Origin of the sequence: Thalassolituus sp. ST750PaO-4 (assembly GCF_020320405.1) — a bacterium.
Lineage (GTDB): Bacteria > Pseudomonadota > Gammaproteobacteria > Pseudomonadales > Oceanobacteraceae > Venatoribacter > Venatoribacter alkanivorans.
The window spans coordinates 341039-359705 of record NZ_JABVCB010000001.1 but is presented as its reverse complement, the minus strand read 5'-3'; the positions used below and the strand labels follow the sequence as shown (position 1 = coordinate 359705).

The following is an 18667-nucleotide window of genomic DNA, read 5'->3' as shown; positions in this document are numbered from 1 at the left end:
GTCGTATCTGTCAATCACCCTACCTGTGAGTTTTGTCAATCTGTCTATTCTGAATGCCAGACACCGGGTTCACAGGGAGACTCAGCATGGGACTGCTGAAATCATTAAGCGTAAAAGGCAAATTACTGCTGTTAATTGCTGTGCCTTTACTGGCATTGCTGTCGTTGCAGGGGCGCTGGTTGCTCAGCAATCTGAATCATATGCAGGAGCTGTCCGATATTCAGGCACTGGTGCAGATTTCAGCACTGAACAGTGCGCTGGCGCACGAGCTGCAGAAAGAGCGTGGTATGTCCGCAGGTTTTCTGGGCAGTAAAGGGCAGACGTTTGTTCAGGCGTTGCCGCAGCAACAGCGCATAGCCGATGAGCGCATCCGTGGCTGGAGCGACTTTCTGCAACAGCAGAGTTTCAATACTTACCCCAAGCTGAATCAGGCCATCAATGATGCACAGGCTAATCTGAAAACGCTAAATACATTGCGCCAGAGTGTACTGTCGCAGACCGCAGCGTTGCCTGATGTTCTGGCGTTTTATACCCAAACCATAGACCGGCTGCTGATTGTGCCGGCACTGGCCAGCGAATTTACCGGCCATGGTGAAACCGTGCGCCAGCTGCAGGCGTATTACAGTTTTCTGCAGGGCAAAGAGCGGGCAGGTATTGAGCGGGCGGTTTTAAGTAATGTATTTGCCAGAGATGCTTTTACTCCACAACTGTTCGCCCGCTTTGTTCGTCTGGTATCGGAGCAGGATGCATTTCTGCAGAGCTTTGAACGCATTGCGGATGCTCAGGCTCTGGCAGCGTACCGTCAATTCCAGCAGTCAGCTGCAGTGCAGAACGTCTCACGTTTACGTGAAAAAGCGCTGCAGGGCGACAGCGGCTTCGGGGTATCTCCCACCGACTGGTTTGCGGCAGCGACAGAGAGAATTGAGGCATTAAAAATTCTGGAAGACGGGCAGCAGCAAGCGCTGCTGGATAATGCCAGCGGGATTCTGCAGGACACCCGGCAGGAATTCTGGCTGGGAATACTGATTGCTGTTATCACCGTCAGTGTTACCGCATTGCTGGCCTTCTGGTTGTCGTATCTGCTGTACCAGCAGATACGACAACTGCATATCGGCCTGACCGCCGCAGGAAATGATCTGTGCCTTTACCAGCGGGTGCCGGTATTGCTGGATGATGAATTGGGCGAAGCCGCACGCGCCTGTAATCAGATGATGGCGCGGATGGCATCGATGGTAGAACACATCACCGCGATCTCTGAGCAGCTGACGCTGATTTCCATGCAGAACCACGTCACCATTTCACTCAGTACTAAGGGAATGGATCTGCAGCAGAATGAAACCGCGAAGGTCGTTACCGCTATTGGTCAGCTGGAGGTTGCCACCAAAGAAATTGCCGGCAATATCCAGCGGGTCGCTGATCAGTCGGATGCGGCTAACCACACGGCTGACAAAAGTGGCGAAGCGGTGCAGAGCAGTCTGAATTACATCGGTCAGCTGGATGAAAAGATGAATCAGGTATCGACGGTAATCCGCAGCCTGCACGACAGCAGCGGTGCCATTGGTGGTGTGCTGAATGTGATCAAATCCATTGCCGAGCAAACCAATCTGCTGGCACTGAATGCTGCTATTGAAGCTGCGCGGGCCGGAGAACAGGGGCGGGGCTTTGCTGTGGTCGCCGATGAAGTGCGCACGCTGGCACAGCGGACGCAGGATTCAACATCGGAAATTGAAAGCATTATCGGCCGTTTTCAGCAGGAATCGAAACAGGCCTTTGTGGCGGTAGAATCATCACAGGAAGCGGTACAGCACACGGTAAAACTGGCCTCATCGCTGGACGAGGAGCTGGGCCATATCCGCAGTGCGGTGCGAACCATCCGTGATATGAGCGATCAGGTAGCCGCAGCGGCCGAAGAGCAGGTGGCCACCAATCAGGAAGTCGCCGGGAGTGTGCGCAGTATTTATAAAATTGCCGAGCACACCGTCGCGACGTCTAACTTTATGAGAAAAACGGCGAAAGAGCAGCGGGAGCTGGCCGGCAAACTGACTAGCCTGGCGGCTGAGTTTGTGCTCAGCCCGAAATAGCACCTAAAGCCTTGTGCCTAAACCCTTGTGCTTAAACAGCGGCCTCCAAAGCGGCCGTAATCCTCAATCTCCTGCAGACACACTTCATGCGCCATCGGGTAACGGTGGCTTTCTGCATTGATACCAGACTGTGCCAGCCACCGGCTGGCTTCTTCGCCCAGCTCCGGGCTGACCACGGCATCATAATCACCATGAGCAATCAGCACCGGCAGATGCTGATTGGCGGCGTTTATCTGCAGCGGGCGGGCAATATAGGTTGATAACGCCATCAAGCCGGCCAGTGGTTGCGGGTAGCTGAAGGCGGTTTCATAAGCAACGGCTCCGCCCTGAGAGAAACCGGCCAGCAGAATCCGGCGGCTGTCGATACCCGCGGCAATTTGCTGATCGATCAGAGTGTGGATGCGCTGTACGGAGTCGCTCAGTTGCTGGCCATCAATCTGACGTCTGGGGCTGGTGGCCAGTAAATCGTACCAGCTGGGCATCACCATGCCGCCATTAATGGTTACCGGCTGCTGTGGTGCATGCGGATAAATGGCACGCAGCACGGGGGGCTGAGTGGTATTGAGAGCCTGTAACAAATGCGGCAGCACCGGGACAAAATCATCACCGCTGGCACCCAGACCATGCAGCCAGATAATACAGCTGTCGGCTGGTGTTGAAGGTTCCAGTACGATGCGGTCGGGAAAATTCTGGCGCTGATAGGTTGGACTGGTCATAAATGGCTCCACGAATAAGGTGGCCAGTATAACGCTTTGTTTGTCTGTGCGTTTTTCAGAGCACACGGTGCATTTTCAGAGTACGCGCCGCAACAGCCGCTTACTGACGCATTTGGGCAGGACACGTGCCAGACGGATAAGCCAGCTTAACGGGCCGGGAAACAGATAGTCGTCACGGCCACTCAGAAGGCCCTGCAGCATCCGTTCTGCGCCTTTGCTTTCGCTGATGGCAAAAGGGGCGGGCATATCGTACTGGTTAACCCGTGCGGTCTGCACAAAGCCCGGATACAGCGAAATAAATTTCAGCCCTTCAGGTTCCAGCTCAACCCGGCAGCTGTCCATCAGCAAGCGGGCGGCGGCTTTGGCTGCGCTGTACGGCCCCTGCATGGGTAAGCCAATAAATCCGGCCAGAGAATTGGTATGAGCGATGGTGCCACGTAATCCGCGTTTATCCGCCTGCTGGCTGCACATGGCAGTGATCAGCGGCGGCAGAAAATTCGCCAGACTCAGGTAATTCAGTTCCATACACTGGCGGATATCGGCAACGGAGGTTTCTGCCATACGCTGCTCAGGACCAGCACCGACATTCAGCAACGCCAGATCAATACGCCCGAACTGAGCCATTGCCAGAGATACGGCATTGTTAGTGTCTTCTTCCCGGCAGGCATCACCGCAGACTGTCAGTACCTCACACTGCTGTGCGCGTAATTGCTCTGCCAGCTCCTGCAGTTCGTGCTGGCGGCGGGCAAACAGAATAAAACGGTTAGGCCTCTGTGCCAGTAACAGCGCGAGCTGGCGGGCCATGCCGGCGGATGCACCGGCAAGGAGGATGGTTTGATTTTGCGGGAGCCTGGTGCTGCGCCGGAATAACATCTCAGGCGCCAAGCAGCCAGCGGGTAAAGAAGGCGACGCCGACACCGAGATAATTACCGACGATATAGCCGATGATGGCCGCGGCAAAGCCCGGCAGAATGATCTCGCGGTTTTTCAGCGCTCCGGCAATCACCGGAATAAAAGGCACCGACATAATGGCGGCCGATGAGGTGATTAAAAACGTGTCAGTATCAATATTCAGCAGGCGGCAAATGATGGCCTGCAGAATCAGTGAACCGACCAGAATAATGCTGATATAGGCAAACAGGTCGACGTTCAGGTTGGTAACAATACTGGTATCGGTCATGGTGCCGGTGGTGAAACAGAACACCAGAATCAGGTACATCCCCAGCTGAAAGCTGTTGGGCAGATTGCGGATGGCCGGCACAAAAGACGCCAGCACGCCCAGTGTGGTGATGGTAATGATGGTCACCGCAGAACTCATACTGCCCGGCACCAGTGAAGCCACGCCCAGCGCGATGACGACGCTGACGGCGGACAGCAGCAGAGCCAGTGCGGTCTTTGGCAGCGCTTTGACATTAGCCAGCACTTTGTAGGCGTTGGCGGTTTCATCGGCCATATGACCAAACTTTTCTTCTTCGCTGTGATAAGCGTGTTCGCCCTGACTGCGGTAAGGGCGCAGGAAACGGCTGAAAATCGGCTTGGCCAGTGTCATCACAAACATCAGATACAGTGCCGACAACAGAATGTCGTAGGTGATCATGGTGGTGAAGGTATTTTCATCGGCTTCGATAGCGGTCTTGATGGCGGCCATATTCGGCCCACCACCGGTGTAAGCGCCGACCGACATGCCGGCAATCTGCCAGACGTTGGCCAGCGAATCCGCATAAATAAAAGCCCCGGCGGCACTGGCAATAATGACTGCAATTAAGGCCACACCCATGCTTTTCATCGTGTCGCCGGCCATACCGAATGATGCTTTCACATCAATGGAAAACACCAGCAGCGGCAAGGCCAGTGCGATGGCAATTTCTGACAGATTGGTTTGTACGGTTTTCAGGGCTTCGGCCCCAGCCAGGTCCGGCAACATTCCGGTGGCGGCCAGAGCAATACCACTGGCAAATGACAGCACAACCACGCCGGCTTTATCCAGCCAGCTGACACGCTGGCAAAGAACAACCAACAGCGCCGGTACTAACAGGTAGGCAATCAGGGTAATAACAGCAGACACGATGATTCCTCGGTATTTTTATTGTAGGGATAATGGCTGGTCAGGCATTCAGGGTTTCTGTGCCCGGCAGGCTCTGCAGCTGGCTGGTGGGCGGGAACTTGTCCGGATAACTGAATACCGGCCACCATTCGCTGATCCGGCCCTGCTCATACAAAGCAATATTGCCGAATTGCAGGAATACGGATTCGCTCTGGGTCGGACGGAAAAACAGATAATCGTCAGGTTTAATGTCATGGCCGTCCGGTAACTCGTACAGTTCCTGGTTACTGGAATGGCCAAAAATACTGGCGCGCTGGCACGGAGCGGGATAGCAGGGTTGTGCCAGCCAATTGCCGCCGTAAATAAAACAGGCCTGATGAGGCAGGCGGCCAAATACCCGCAGCAGACGGGATAAGCCACTGGCCATCGGGATTTCCGGGTCTTTAACCACCTTCAATACCGGTGCGGCAATAAAGACCGCCGGCTGGTGATGCTCCAGTGTGAATACATCAAAATCGGTCGGCTTAACCAGTGCTGAGGCCGTGGCAATTTCGTTAACCAGACCAATGCTGTCCTGCTCGTAGAGCGGATAGGTTGAACTGCCGCCGGTATTCAGACAAAGCCCTTCCAGAGCGTCACTGCCAAGGGTGTCTGTAATCAGTGTGGTGAACTGGCGATAGCTGTTCTTTGCCTGTTCGAGCGCTTTTTCGCTACCGCCGAGAAAGGCCGGAATTTTACTGATATGAGCTTCGTAGCCCATCAGACCTGACAGTGTCAGCAGAGGAGAGGCGGCAATGGTTTTCAGCGCGCGGACAAACAATTCATCAGGCTGAAAGCCTCCACGGTGCAGCCCTACATCAATTTCCAGATTGATACGCAAGCGCAGGTTAAGCTCCTGGGCCAGAGCTGCGTATTGCTGCAGGCGCTCGTTACTGTCGATCAGCCACTGCAGCTGCAGTTCCGGAGCAAAGCACATGCTGCTGGTTTGCTGGCTGTGCCATTGATAAAAATGGCGTACGGCAGCAATCGGCATTGGCTTACCCATCAATACATCTGCAGCCGGAATATGTTCAACCAGATGCATCAGAAACGGCAGATGAAAACTCATTAAGCGCTGAGTGCCGGTACGGCGCATCACGTATTGCAGCATTGGAATGGAAGGCAGCGACTTAGCCACAATGCGGTAATCGAAGCCGCGGTTAAGCACATCGATCAAATGATCAATGTTGCGATCCAGGCGTTCTTTATCGATAACCAGTGTGGGGGTGCAGATACCAGCCTGCTGTAAACCCCGTGTCAGATTCTGAAAATACATTTGAGTCATGGACTGTTCCGCTATAAGCATGGGGCTGATCACTGATGTTTCTTTTTATTGGTGGTACATATGTACCATATTTTTTTAAGAGCGTCATGATCCAGTTATGCCACAGCCGCTTTATTCAACCCAGAAGCTGGCCGCAGGTGACCTGCACTGGCCGGTCTTAAGGGGGTTGTGAGGAGGTGATGAGTTCGCTGCCTGACAGATTACAGGCATAAAAAAAGCGCCATACAGGCGCTTTATTATCAACGGCGGGCTGGTTACAGCCAGATCGCGCGGAAGATAAAGAAGAAGATAATCGACAGTAGCGCACCAGCAGGCAGGGTTACCAGCCAGGAAACGAAGATAGAGCCGATTTTGCGGTAGTTCAGGGCATCGGTACCCATGGCCAGACCAACACCCAGGATTGCGCCAACCAGAACATGAGTCGTGGAGATTGGCAGGCCGGTGCCGGAAGCAACAACAACGGTGGTGGCGGCAGCCAGGGTGGCGGCAAAGCCACGGCTAGGGGTCAGTTCGGTAATGCCGGAACCGACGGTGGCGATCACACGATGACCAAAGGTCACCAGACCAATCACAATGCCCACCGCGCCGACCAGCAGAATCCACATAGGAACTGCTGCTTTGGCGGCAATTTCACCACTGTGACTGACCACGCTGTATACCGCGGCAACCGGACCAATGGCATTGGCCACATCGTTGGAGCCGTGAGCAAAAGCCATGGCGCAGGCGGTAAAGATCATCAGAACAGCGAATACTTTTTCAACGTTAGCCAGATGGATCTCTTCAGACACTTCCGGATCGGCATGGATGCGGCTGACAAAGAAACGGCCAATCGCCATAACGCCAACACCGATCAGCAGAGAGATCCAGATAGCATCGGTAAAATCCAGCTTCAGACCCAGATGTTTGAGGCCTTTCAGCAGGGTTACCATGGAGATAACAAAGCCGACCAGCATAATGTAGAACGGCACCAGACGCTTGGACTGAGCAAAAGGGTCTTTGGTGTCGTGAATAAAATGTTTGACGCTTTTGTAGAGGACGTAAGAAATCGAGCCGGCAATCACAGGGGATACAACCCAGCTGGCCGCGATGTTGCCAACCTTGCCCCATTCAACGGCTTCCATGGAGATACCGACGGCGGCAAAACCAACAATAGCACCGACGATAGAATGCGTGGTGGATACCGGCCAGCCTGCATAAGAGGCGATTAACAGCCAGGTTCCTGCCGCGAGCAGAGAAGCCAGCATGCCGAATACCAGCAGCTCGGGGTGCCCCGACATGACCGCCGGATCAATGATCCCTTTACGGATGGTTGCGGTGACTTCGCCCCCGGCAAAAAACGCACCGGCAAATTCGAAGACAATGGCAATAAAGACAGCTTGCTTGATGGTGATGGCTTTGGAACCAACTGACGTTCCCATGGCATTGGCAACATCATTTGCACCAATTCCCCAGGCCATAAATACACCGAAAATGCAGGCCAGGATGATAAATAAATGTCCCTGGTCGGCTATAAGTTCCATTGTGAACTCCTCGAAAAAAAGCGCGCGCATTCTAACGCAGGCATGGCGAAGTGCCTAGAACTTGTTTCTTAGTTGAAGGGGAACTTTTGTCAAAAAAGGTCTGTCTGCGGTGAGCTCAGTCACCGCAGTACATGATCTGTAAATCAGACGGGGGTAAGAGGTATCAGACGGGCGCTGTGCTGCTGGCCGTAGCGGCGCATCTGCCACAGACTCAGAGCGATAAAGGCAATACTGCCACCTACCCACAGCACAGAGCTGAGCGGGTGCTGAGGAAGGCTGCCAAGCTGATACACAATCACTGCGGTGGTATAGGCCAGCCCGGTGCTCCAGCCGGCGACAAACAGCATCCAGCGTAAACCGGCTTCCCGGACCATCGCGCCAAGGGTCGCAACACAAGGGGTATAGAGCAGTACAAATACCAGATAGGAGAAAGCGGCCAGCTGGCTGCCAAACAGCGCATCCATGGTCGAGAAGGTGGTGGTATGTACCCCCTGTTCTTCACCCTGGTCGGCGCTGATCAGGCTCAGGCCGAGCGGATCAAGCAGGTTATCGGCGAGGCCGGCAATATTATCCGGGATGGTCTGCAGTGCTTCGAGCAAGCCGGCGCTGAGCGAGTATTCACTGTCGGCGCTGGTCTCCGGGCTGTACAACGCATCCAGTGTGCCCACGACAGCCTCTTTGGCGAAGATGCCAGTGATAATACCGACGGTGGCAGCCCAGTTATCTTCCTGTACGCCCAGCGGTTTAAAGACCGGGGTAATCACATGAGCAATTTTCGACAGCACTGAGTTTTCTTTATTCTGGTTGCCGAAGGAACCGTCACTGCCCAGTGAGTTAAGGAAGCTCAGTACCACTACCACGGTAATAATGGTTTTACCGGCGCGCAGACAGAAGGACTTCAGCCGCTCCCAGGTTTTGATCAGAATGCCTTTCACCGTTGGAATATGGTAAGCCGGCAGCTCCATAACGAAGGGCGTCAGATCCGGTTTGAACAGCGTGTTCTTCAGCGCAATACCGGTCAGCAGGGCCATCACAATGCCCAGCACGTAAAGGCTGAACACCATAAAGGCACCGTTTTCAGTAAAGAACGCGGCGGCAAACAGGGCGTACACCGACAGGCGCGCACCACAGGACATAAAAGGCGCCATGGCAATGGTGAGCAGACGGTCTTTATGGGTATCCATGGTGCGTGCGGCCATCACCGCGGGTACGTTACAGCCGAAACCGACAATCAGCGGCACAAAAGATTTACCCGGCAGGCCGACGGCGCGCATCAGGCGATCCATCACAAAGGCCGCGCGGGCCATATAGCCGGAATCTTCGATCACCGATAAAAACAGGTACAGACCGCCGATTACCGGGATAAAGGTAGCAACCAGCTGAATACCACCACCGAGACCATCGGCCAGCAGGGTTGCCAGCCATTGCGGGGCACCGATGCCATCCAGCAGATAATGTGTGCCGTCAACAAACACCGTGGCAAAGGCGATATCAAAGAAATCAATAAAGGCACCGCCAATGTTAATGGCGAAGGTGAACATCAGGTACATCACGCCAAAAAAGAACGGTATACCCAGCCAGCGGTTCAGTACCCAGTCGTCGATGCGTTCACTCAGTGTCCGGCCTTTGGTATTGACCGTCAGTGACTGCTGCAGAATATGCTGAATCGAGCGGTAACGGCTGTTGGCCATTAATACGTCAATCGGCTGACCATGCTGTTTTTCCAGCGACTGACGCAGTTGCTGGGCTAATGCCAGAACGGCAGTGCGGCGTTCGACCGGCAGCACTTCGCTGGCGTAGATGTCGTTTTCCAGTACGCGGGTAGCGCTCCAGAACGGATTGGCCACGGCTTCCTGCAGTTGTTCTTTCAGCTGGTTAACGGCCTGCTCAAAGTCGCTATCCAGACGCAGCAGTGGCGTGGCAACGGTGGCATGTTCCAGATGATGGGCCAGGATGCGGCACAACTCTTCGATACCGCGCCCGGTAGAGGCAACAATAGGCACCACCGGCACACCGAGCTGCTGTGACAGCAGCTGAGTGTCAACATGAATGCCTTCGCGCTCGGCAACATCGAGCATATTAACGGCACAGATAACCGGTACGCCCATATCCAGCAGCTGTGAGGTTAAGAACAGATTACGTTCAAGATTGCTGGCATCAAGGATATTAATGATCAGCTGGGCTTCGCCGCTTAAGGCAAATTCGCGGGCAATTTTTTCATCGGTCGACAGTTCATCGTCGTGGCTGTCGAGGGCGTAGGTGCCGGGCAGGTCGACCAGTTTATGGCTGACACCGCGCAATACCAGATTGCCTTCTTTACGCTCAACGGTTACGCCAGGCCAGTTGCCCACTTTTTGTTTGGCACCGGTCAGGGCGTTGAAAAGGGTGGTTTTACCGCAGTTCGGATTGCCGATGACACCAATAACAGCTCGGTTCATACGATGACTTCTACCTGAATAATGGAGGCTTCCTGCTTACGCAGGCTAACAGAGGCGCCGCGCAGCTGAATCTGCATCGGATCACCTAACGGAGCGAAGCGCCGTACTTCAATCTGAGCACCCGGCATCAACCCGAGGGCCAGCAGTTTACGGCGGAAGTTGGCTTCGGTGGCGGTAAATCCGATGATACGGGCCTGGGTACCAACGCTGAGCTGATCAAGAGTTTGCGATGTCATGCTGATCCGGCGGGAAGGAGTAAACAGAAAAGATGATAATGTTTATCATTTGATTGCACAAGAGGCCCTGCGCTTATTCATAGATTCCATTGTCTCATGACAAGGTCGTGCAATTTATTGGTGCTTTAACCAATAAGTTCCTGCGTTATTCGTATGTGTTTATAAAACAGTCTGTTGTCATTTATATGTTGAGTTTTATTGATTGTTTAATATATGACGGCACCGCTATAATCACGGCGGAACGTAATATCTCCGAACTGTACGGCGTCTGCCGTAATAGTCCGCGTGAATACCCTATTCTTAGTATTGATATCCTATTTACAGATATCAGTCGTATTACTATGCCGTTAACACACAGAGGTTAAGCAGTGAGCGTATTTGACATTGATATTGATAAGCAGATTAAACAGCACCAGCAAAAAATTCAGGAGCTGGAGCAACTGCGTAAAGATCAGGAACATAAGCTGGAAGGCCTGAAAGAGTTCGACGTTACCATTAAACGTCTGTGTAATCAGAATCGTCTGACGGAAGAAGAACTGTACGTTTCCCGCTCAGAGCAGATTGAAGCCTGGCTGGTTGGTATGGCCAAGCAGGACAACCCTTCCTCAATTTATAACAATCTGAAAAAGCATTTTGCCCGCACTGCGCCACGCGGACCAAAAGCCGTTAAAACTGAGAAAGAATCTTCTCTGCCAAAACCAAAGCTGCCGGTAGGTACTTACCGTAATCCGGCGACTCAGGAAAAAGTCGAAAAAATTAAGCGTAATCCACGTCAATTGGACGAATGGATTGAGCTGCACGGTTTTGCCGTTGTTCGTACCTGGAAAATCGATTAATCCATTACAGTGATTAGCGATTAATAAAAAAGGGAGCTTAGCTCCCTTTTTTATTATCTGTTGCAGATATTAACTGCTTCTATGCCAGTACAAAGCGGGCGATACGAGCCTGAGGTTGTACGTCCGTCAGTTTTACCCGTACCGACTGGCCAAGGATAAAGCGTTGTTCTTCGTTGCGGTGTGTCAGGGTTTTGGTTTCGAATGTCCAGCCGTTACCAGCCTTACGACGGTCGATTGTTCCTTCGATACCGGTATTGTCCAGACGTACGGTGAAACCGGTTGAGTTCATATGCACAATGCTGGCGTCGTACAGCTGTTCTTTATCCTGTTGTGCGAGCCAAAGCAGTTTCAGCCAGGTTTCCGCCTGATTGGCGGCCATACGGGCATTGCTTTGCGCATTCTGGATATTAAGCAGAATGCTTTCATCCGGCAGTTGCACGCTGCTGTCTGTCAGCAAGGCTTTTACAATGCGGTGAATCAGCAGGTCGTTGTACTTGCGTAACGGTGAAGTAAAGGTGGTGTAGTACGCAAAGCCCAGACCCATATGCGGCTTGGCATCCAGCGATAAATTACTGCGCTCCAGCTGGCGACTGATAATCATACGCAATGGTAAGTCGCTGTTGCTGGCATCTGCCTGTTGCATCAGGCTGACATAGTCTTCCAGACTGTTGAGGCTGGGTTTTTTCTCCAGTGGCAGATGTTCTTTTAATAACGCAGCCACTTCACCCTGGCGTTCGGTACGGACACCGGCGTGTTCAATAAAGAAGCCACTGCCTTTTTCTGCCAGCCAACCGGCAACCGCACGGTTACAGGCCAGCATGCATTCTTCTACCAGACGATGGGCCTGATTGCGCTCGATACGCACAATGTCTTTAACCTTGCCTTGCTCATCGGTGATGAGTTTAAAGTCCGGGCGGTCTTCCATCACCAGACAGTGGTTCTTACGGAAGGCGGCCAGTGCGCGGGCGCAGTTATCCAGGTGCACCAGATGACCATGCAGTTCGGCCGGAATATCACTGCTTTCGCCATCAATTAATTGTGCAACCTGGTTGTAACTGAGTTTGGCGCGGCTGCGTATGGTGGCGTTATAGATATGAATCTGTTCGATCTCACCGGCTTCACCGATGCGCAGTTCAACCGCCATGGCCGGACGCAACTGGTCAGCCTGCAGCGAACAGAGCTGTTCAGATAATTCCGCTGGCAGCATAGGTACAACCTGATCGGGGAAATACACCGAGGTCGCGCGCTGCAGGGCCGCATGATCGAGCGCTGTACCGGGCTGAATTAACGCCGCCGGATCGGCAATGGCAATCCACAGAGCCCAGCCCTGACTGCGGGCTTCGGCATAGAGTGCATCATCAATATCGCGGGTGCCGGCAGAGTCGATGGTAACAAAGGGCAGATGAGTCAGGTCTGTGCGCTCGCTCAGAATATCGTCCAGCCCTTTAGCGGTCAGCTCGGCGACCTGAGTGCTGACGGCATCGTCAAACTCAGTAGGTAACTGCCACTTGGCCTTGATAAAGGTCTGCTCAATATGGGCGTCGGTTGGCTTACCGATAATGGTATCGATATCTGCCTGAGCTTTACCTTTCGGGAATGGATGCTGGCTGATATGAGCCTTTACCAGATCACCATCACTGGCATTCATGCGCTTGGCCGGCGGCACAAAAATCCAGCGATTAAGAGTAGGGTGATCAGCCTCCACGAAGTGACCTTTACCCCGCACAATGTATTTGCCGAAAAATTCGTTCAGCTCGGTGCTCAGCAGTTTTTCAATAATTGCCTGTTCTTTGCCTTCGCCTGCGGGTTCAACCCGGAATTCAATACGGTCGCCGGGCAGGACTTTATCCATTTCATCCGGGGCGAGAAAAAACTGCTGGCCATCGTCGGTATTGACGAAACCAAAGCGGCCACCGGTAGAGCGTACCCGGCCCTCAAAGTGGGGCGTGCTCAACTGGATTTCCTGCTTCAACGACTGTAATTGCGAGAGGGCGTTTTTATCGAGCATCCGCACTGGACCATGACTGAAAATAAAGGAGCAGGAGTTTACTGGATCGGGCCGTTCAGAGCTACCGCGGAGCAGGGGAACATCGGATTGTGAATCTGTTCCGCTTTAAGTGGTTCATATGTACCAAATGTATTCACCTAAGCGGACAGTGCAGTGCTTTATTGAGCCAAACCGTGTTTTGCGCTGGAAAAGACGGTGTCCTTGTAATACTTCTGACTTAGAAATGTAGTCCTATTCCAATAACAAAATAGAACAATACAAGGTGATCTAATGTCTAACCGAGCTGATCTGAGCCGCCGTAGTTTTTTAAAGTCTGTTGCCGCCGGTGCTGGCGCAGTTTCCGTTCCTGCCGCCTTAACCGGTTGTTTTGGCGATGATGATAACAAACGTGACCTGACGGTGTTTGGTCATGGTGTGGCCTCTGGTGATCCACTGGCTGACAGTGTGATTATCTGGACCCGCATAACCCCATCCGACACTGGTGCTGAAGCTCAGGTAGGTTGGGTCGTGGCAACCGACGAAGCCATGAGCAACGTGGTGGCCAGTGGCTCTGTTTACACCGACAGCCGCCGCGACTTCACCGTGAAAGTCGATGTTACCGGCCTGAATGCCGATACGCTGTACTACTACCAGTTCGCCGGTAAAGACGGCGCTGTCACTCCGGTTGGTCAGACCCGCACTCTGCCAGTCGGCAGTGTGGATAGTGTGAAACTGGCGGTGTGCTCCTGCGCCAACCTGCCCGCCGGTTACTTCAACGTGTACAACGAAATTGCTAACAGCGATGCCGATGTTGTGGTGCATCTGGGGGACTATATCTATGAGTACGGTGCTAATGAGTATCCACCTGCTGCCGCTCAGGTCCGTGACCCGGACCCGCTGGTCGAAACCCTGACCCTGACCCATTACCGCGCCCGTTACGCCAAATATCGTACCGATACCGCGCTGCAGCTGGCACATCAGAAAAAGCCGTTTATTTGTGTCTGGGATGACCATGAACTGGCCAACGATACCTGGAAAGGTGGCGCTGAAAACCACGATGAAGACGAAGGCTCTTTTGAAGAACGTCGTGCTGCAGCCATTCAGGCGTACCACGAGTGGCTGCCGATCCGCAGCGGCGGCGATACCGCCAAAATCTGGCGTGCTTTTGAATTCGGTAATCTGGTCAACCTGACCATGCTGGATACGCGTATGTATGCCCGTGATAAGCCGCTGAGCTATCAGGATTATCTGGTGCCAAACGAAGTGGATTCATCAAAGTTTGATGTTGATACCGCTGCATTCCGCGCCGCTCTGGGGGACCTCAACCGTGGCTTATTGGGAACAGAGCAGCAGCAGTTTGCAATGGGCTCCATGCTTAACAGTACAGCCACCTGGCAGGTGCTGGGTCAGCAGGTGCTGATGGGACGTATTTTTATACCCCTCGAACTGTTAACTGGCCTTGGTGAAATTGAAGAAAAAATTAAAAAGGGTGAGGACGCTTCTGCGGTGCAGGCGAAGGTTGCAAAATTGCTTACTGATCTGGCAACGATTAAAGGGCGCATTGCTCTTGGCGATCCAACGGTATCTGCAGCTGAACGTGCAAGTGTGGAGGAGAAGGCTCCCTATAATCTGGATGCCTGGGATGGCTATTTCCCGGCGCGTGAAGAAATTCTGCAGGGAGCGCAGTTGCTGGATAAGAATCTGGTCGTTCTGGCGGGGGATACCCATAACGCTTGGGCCAGCGATCTGTATCCGGCGAATGCAAGCGGAGAGACCGTACGTAGTAATGGTTCGGTCGGGGTAGAATTTGCAACCTCATCGGTTACCTCGCCCGGCTTTGAAACCTATGTCGGTTTTGGTGCTATCCCTGATCCGGCCGTTCGTGCTGCTCAGCAGGCGGGTTTTGAGCAGGCAGTAACAACATTGGTGGATGATCTGGAGTATCTGAACTCCGCCCAGCGTGGTTATATGCTGGTGGAATTTACTCCGGCGAAATCCAGCTGTGAGTGGGTTTATGTCGATACCATCACCAGCGAAACCTACACCGCGTCAGTACAGAAGAAGATGGAGGTCAAACCAGGTTACGGTAACCGTACCCTGACTGACGTTCCTCTGGCTCCCTGATCCGGTGTTTCCAGGGTAAATAAAAGGCCGCAATCGCGGCCTTTTTGCTGTTATGCCCGGTACAGGTTTACCCAGCGGAATTCATCCAGCTCGTCGAGGTCAGGTACGGTGAAGGATTCACTGCGGCCGGTGGCCACATAAGGTGGAAAATGAAAATCCCTAACGCGTGAGTCGGCGACGATGACTTGCTGCGCTCTCTGGCGAAACACTTCCAGTAATGGCAGGTTGGCGCGGTCGTACAGCACGTCAGCGGCAATCAGCAGGTCGAGGTCTTCGTCAAAGGCGAATAAGTCCGGATGCAGGCGATAACCAACGTTATTCAGCCGTGCATTGGCAGCACAGGATAACAGCGCATCAGGGTCGATATCGCAGGCGATGACTTCGCGCGCGCCGGCTAATACACAGGCGATGGCGACCACACCGGAACCGGCACCGAAGTCCATCACCTTTTTACCGGCGACCCAGTGCGGGTTGGCAAGAATCTCCCGCGCCAGCACCTGACCGCTGGCCCAGCAGAAGGCCCAGTAAGCGGGGTAGGTCTGAATACGCAGGATTTCTTCCTGACTGAACGCCCGGCGCATGCTCTCAGGTTCAACCAGCCAGAGGCTGATTTGCGGGCATTGTGGCAGTGACTGTGCGCTGACGCGGGCATCGTCGAGCATGGCACTGATGGCCTGGTTAAGCTGCTGCTCATCCTGTTCTTTGTGGTGTGGCTGTGAGCTGGTATTCATGGGTTGCTTTCCGTGCCAAGGCTGATGCTGTCGCCGGGGCGGGCGACCTGATAGCCAGCCTGTTCCAGCGCTGCGGCGGCCTGTTCATTGGCATAGTGATAAAGCACGAAGCGCTGACGCAGTGCGGGCGGATATTCGCGCGCCAGATCGTCCAGACCGGTATGGGAAGGATTGGGCTGAAGGCCGCAGTCATGGAAGATCCGTTCCTGACCGCTCAGCTCATGACAAAGTATTTCCGGTATTGGACGGGTGTCGCCACTGTAAAACAATACGCCGGGCAAATGCAGGGCATAGCTGGAACCGGGCTGGTGATGGCGTGTGGCGTGCAGGCGGAAGGTCAGATCCTGATGAATAAAAGTATCGGTCACCGGCAGCAGCTGAAAGGACTGCCAGAAGTTGTGCCCGCCTTCGGCCATGGCGCCCGGGTAGGTTGCCAGTCGCTGATGCAGTAAGGTAATCAGATTGAGCGGCATATATAAGCGAATGGGAGGGTGCTCCTGCAGGCGTGCCTGAACCGTCAGAATCTCCAGATCGGCGATATGATCAAGATGGCCGTGGGTGATATAGATCGCTTGCGGCAGGCGTTTATAGTGTTTCTGGTAAGCACTTAAAGTGCCGTAACCACAGTCAATCAGCAGTACGGGTTGCTGGTTAAGTTCCAGCACTGCGGCGGCGGAGCCCATGTCGGGTTGGCCGCCGCTGCCGGTACCCAGAAATTTGAGCGAATAATCGGATGCGTTTCGGGTCATAATAGGCCATATCAGCGCAGAGAAATGAGGTGCATTATGTGGCGTCCAAAACTGATGTCTATCCCCACAGCCGATCAGGCGTTGCCGGGCAGGGCTGAACCTCTGTATCAGGTGCCGCTGCAGCATTATGTGAACGGTAACCTTATCGCCGGTGAACGTCCGGCCGGAGTCAGTGAGATTCTGCTGGGCATGGGGTGTTTCTGGGGGGCTGAGCGCAAGTTCTGGTCTCTGCACGGTGTTTATTCAACGGCGGTGGGATATGGCGCCGGGCATACGCAGCATCCGACCTATGAGGAAGTCTGCAGTGGTATGACCGGCCACAATGAGCTGGTGCGGGTCTGGTTTGATGAGCAGCAGCTGACGCTGGAGAAACTGTTGGCGGTGTTCTGGGAAAGTCATGATCCGACTCAGGGCATGCGTCAGGGCAACGATATCGGCACCCAGTACCGCTCCGGCATTTATCTGGCGCAGGCCGCAGATCTGGCAAGGGCTGAGGCCAGCCGGGAGCACTATCAGCAGCGCTTATACGCCTCCGGCATGGGGGATATCACCACCGAAATTCTGGTTGATGTGCCATTTTATCTGGCCGAAGGCTATCACCAGCAGTATCTGGCTAAAAATCCCAATGGCTATTGTGGACTGGGCGGCTGTAACGTCAGTTTTGACTGACCGCTCAGGGCGGCAGGTTTTTTAACAAGGAGTTAATCATGCGGGCAATGGCTGTTTATCAGCTGAAGGGCGGGGTTGGTAAAACGACTACTGCAGTGAATCTGGCGGCGCTGGCAGCGCGGGACAAGATTCCAACCCTGTTGTGGGATCTCGATCCGCAGGGGGCTGCAAGCTGGATTCTGGGCATCGATAAGGGCCATAAACAGGATGCTTTATGGAGCAGTGATGAACCCATCAGCCGCTACATTCAGCCCAGTACGGTACCGCGCCTGGATGTACTGTCGGCCGACAGTTCGCTGCGTAAATTTCATCAGAGTCTGAGCGGTAAAAAAGAAGCCCGGCAACGGATGGCGGAAGCGCTCGGTCGTCTGGCCGAAGACTATGGCCTGATTATTATCGATTGCCCGCCGATGATTACGCCGCAGATGGAGGGCGTCTTGCGGGCAGTGGACCGCATCCTGATTCCGGTTGAGCCTTCGGTGTTATCGATTCGTGCCTACGACCAGATCAAATCCCAGTTTGACTGGGCGAAAAAATCCCAGTGGCTGCCCTTTGTTACCATGATTGACCGGCGTAAGCCGGCACATCTGCGCTGGGTGAATACCGAGCTGCAGAATTATCCGGAAGTGTTGCGTACTTTTGTGGCCTTTTCCGCCAGTGCTGAACGTATGCTGGAGTTGCGCAGCCCGATTGTAGAGCAGCAGCCAGCGGTGCCGCTGGCACGTAATTATCAGGCGTTGTGGAAGGCGCTGAAGCCTAAGCTTAACCTGCGCTGACTCCGGACAGCGGTGCCGTGCTTTCAGTCAGTGGGCAAGGGGACGGTTTGGAATTGCCTGATGTGCAGGCTGTTGTCGCGTGCTTTACCTGTGGAAAGGCCAGATACACTGCCCAGGCAATAGCCGTGGCGTAGGCCAGATTGGTAATCAGCTCAATGTGCGGATTATTGAGGAATTCACGCTGTGAGGCCAGACCGCGGATTTTACTGGCCAGCTCAGGATCAAACGCAAGGTGCTGGTTCCATACCTTCTGGTGCAGTCCGGCGTCAATCGGGTAGATACCTTCGGTGCGTCCCTGAGGATGTTGTTGCTGCCATTGAGCAATGGCGACCAGAATATTCTCGGAGGCATGGCAATGCTTGCCGAGATAGTGCAGGGTTGGGCGAACAATGCGCTCACGCAGTTCTTGTGAAGCCAGTTCCATGGGCAGTTCCGC

At 53.8% G+C, this 18667-nt stretch carries 16 protein-coding genes; 5 read left to right on the top strand and 11 right to left on the bottom strand.

The features are described from left to right. Nucleotides 1–86 precede the first annotated feature (86 nt). Nucleotides 87–2081 carry a methyl-accepting chemotaxis protein gene (locus tag HUF18_RS01690; protein ID WP_225690909.1) on the top strand — a complete coding sequence of 665 codons (1995 nt, stop codon included), beginning with the start codon at nt 87–89 and terminating at the stop codon, nt 2079–2081. A 17-nt stretch (nt 2082–2098) separates the two neighbouring features. On the opposite strand, the gene HUF18_RS01685 is transcribed toward HUF18_RS01690, so the two are convergent. The 7 genes from HUF18_RS01685 to HUF18_RS01655 all read right to left on the bottom strand — a co-directional run bounded on the left by HUF18_RS01685 (nt 2099) and on the right by HUF18_RS01655 (nt 10359). Continuing rightward, nucleotides 2099–2797: an alpha/beta hydrolase gene (locus HUF18_RS01685; RefSeq protein ID WP_225690908.1), complete on the bottom strand. Its 699-nt coding sequence runs from the start codon at nt 2795–2797 to the stop codon at nt 2099–2101. A gap of 75 nt (nt 2798–2872) precedes the next feature. Continuing rightward, nucleotides 2873–3670, bottom strand: coding sequence for an SDR family NAD(P)-dependent oxidoreductase (locus HUF18_RS01680; RefSeq protein WP_225690907.1), 798 nt, complete (start codon nt 3668–3670; stop codon nt 2873–2875). A 1-nt stretch (nt 3671) separates the two neighbouring features. Then, nucleotides 3672–4862 (bottom strand): DUF819 family protein, encoded by a 1191-nt coding sequence (locus HUF18_RS01675; protein ID WP_225690906.1) that lies wholly within the window; start codon nt 4860–4862, stop codon nt 3672–3674. Nucleotides 4863–4902: 40 nt separating this feature from the next. Continuing rightward, entirely contained in the window at nt 4903–6165 is a 1263-nt protein-coding gene (locus tag HUF18_RS01670; RefSeq protein WP_225690905.1) for a DSD1 family PLP-dependent enzyme, read from the bottom strand. Nucleotides 6166–6419: 254 nt separating this feature from the next. Continuing rightward, the gene (locus HUF18_RS01665; RefSeq protein ID WP_145470061.1) at nt 6420–7685 is read right to left on the bottom strand and encodes an inorganic phosphate transporter; all 1266 of its coding nucleotides are present in this window, start codon (nt 7683–7685) and stop codon (nt 6420–6422) included. A gap of 143 nt (nt 7686–7828) precedes the next feature. Next, nucleotides 7829–10123, bottom strand: a complete 2295-nt coding sequence (feoB, locus tag HUF18_RS01660; protein WP_225690904.1) for a Fe(2+) transporter permease subunit FeoB — start codon at nt 10121–10123, stop codon at nt 7829–7831. After that, entirely contained in the window at nt 10120–10359 is a 240-nt protein-coding gene (locus tag HUF18_RS01655) for a FeoA family protein (protein WP_145470063.1), read from the bottom strand. Before HUF18_RS01655 ends, feoB begins: the two co-directional genes overlap by 4 nt. A 368-nt stretch (nt 10360–10727) precedes the next feature. On the opposite strand from HUF18_RS01655, the gene HUF18_RS01650 reads away from it, so the two are divergent. Continuing rightward, nucleotides 10728–11195 carry a hypothetical protein gene (locus HUF18_RS01650; RefSeq protein ID WP_145470064.1) on the top strand — a complete coding sequence of 156 codons (468 nt, stop codon included), beginning with the start codon at nt 10728–10730 and terminating at the stop codon, nt 11193–11195. A gap of 79 nt (nt 11196–11274) precedes the next feature. Here HUF18_RS01650 and HUF18_RS01645 read toward each other — a convergent pair whose 3' ends face one another. Then, nucleotides 11275–13203, bottom strand: a complete 1929-nt coding sequence (locus HUF18_RS01645) for a VacB/RNase II family 3'-5' exoribonuclease (protein ID WP_225690903.1) — start codon at nt 13201–13203, stop codon at nt 11275–11277. A gap of 270 nt (nt 13204–13473) precedes the next feature. Here HUF18_RS01645 and HUF18_RS01640 point away from each other — a divergent pair, with 270 nt between their 5' ends. Beyond that, nucleotides 13474–15306 (top strand): alkaline phosphatase D family protein, encoded by a 1833-nt coding sequence (locus HUF18_RS01640; protein WP_225690902.1) that lies wholly within the window; start codon nt 13474–13476, stop codon nt 15304–15306. A 50-nt stretch (nt 15307–15356) separates the two neighbouring features. Here HUF18_RS01640 and HUF18_RS01635 read toward each other — a convergent pair whose 3' ends face one another. Next, a complete protein-coding gene (locus HUF18_RS01635) occupies nt 15357–16037 on the bottom strand; it encodes a class I SAM-dependent methyltransferase (RefSeq protein WP_225690901.1) in 681 nt (226 codons plus the stop codon). Continuing rightward, nucleotides 16034–16786, bottom strand: coding sequence for an MBL fold metallo-hydrolase (locus HUF18_RS01630; protein WP_225690900.1), 753 nt, complete (start codon nt 16784–16786; stop codon nt 16034–16036). The genes HUF18_RS01635 and HUF18_RS01630 overlap by 4 nt, the downstream gene beginning before the upstream one ends. 36 nt (nt 16787–16822) lie before the next feature. Between HUF18_RS01630 and msrA the strand changes: the two genes are divergently transcribed. Further along, nucleotides 16823–17455 carry a peptide-methionine (S)-S-oxide reductase MsrA gene (gene msrA / locus HUF18_RS01625; RefSeq protein WP_225690899.1) on the top strand — a complete coding sequence of 211 codons (633 nt, stop codon included), beginning with the start codon at nt 16823–16825 and terminating at the stop codon, nt 17453–17455. A gap of 38 nt (nt 17456–17493) precedes the next feature. After that, nucleotides 17494–18231 (top strand): ParA family protein, encoded by a 738-nt coding sequence (locus tag HUF18_RS01620; protein ID WP_145470070.1) that lies wholly within the window; start codon nt 17494–17496, stop codon nt 18229–18231. On the opposite strand, the gene HUF18_RS01615 is transcribed toward HUF18_RS01620, so the two are convergent. After that, complete coding sequence (locus tag HUF18_RS01615) at nt 18218–18655, bottom strand: hypothetical protein (RefSeq protein ID WP_145470071.1); 438 nt, start codon at nt 18653–18655, stop codon at nt 18218–18220. The genes HUF18_RS01620 and HUF18_RS01615 overlap by 14 nt on opposite strands. Between the last annotated feature and the right edge of the window lie 12 nt (nt 18656–18667).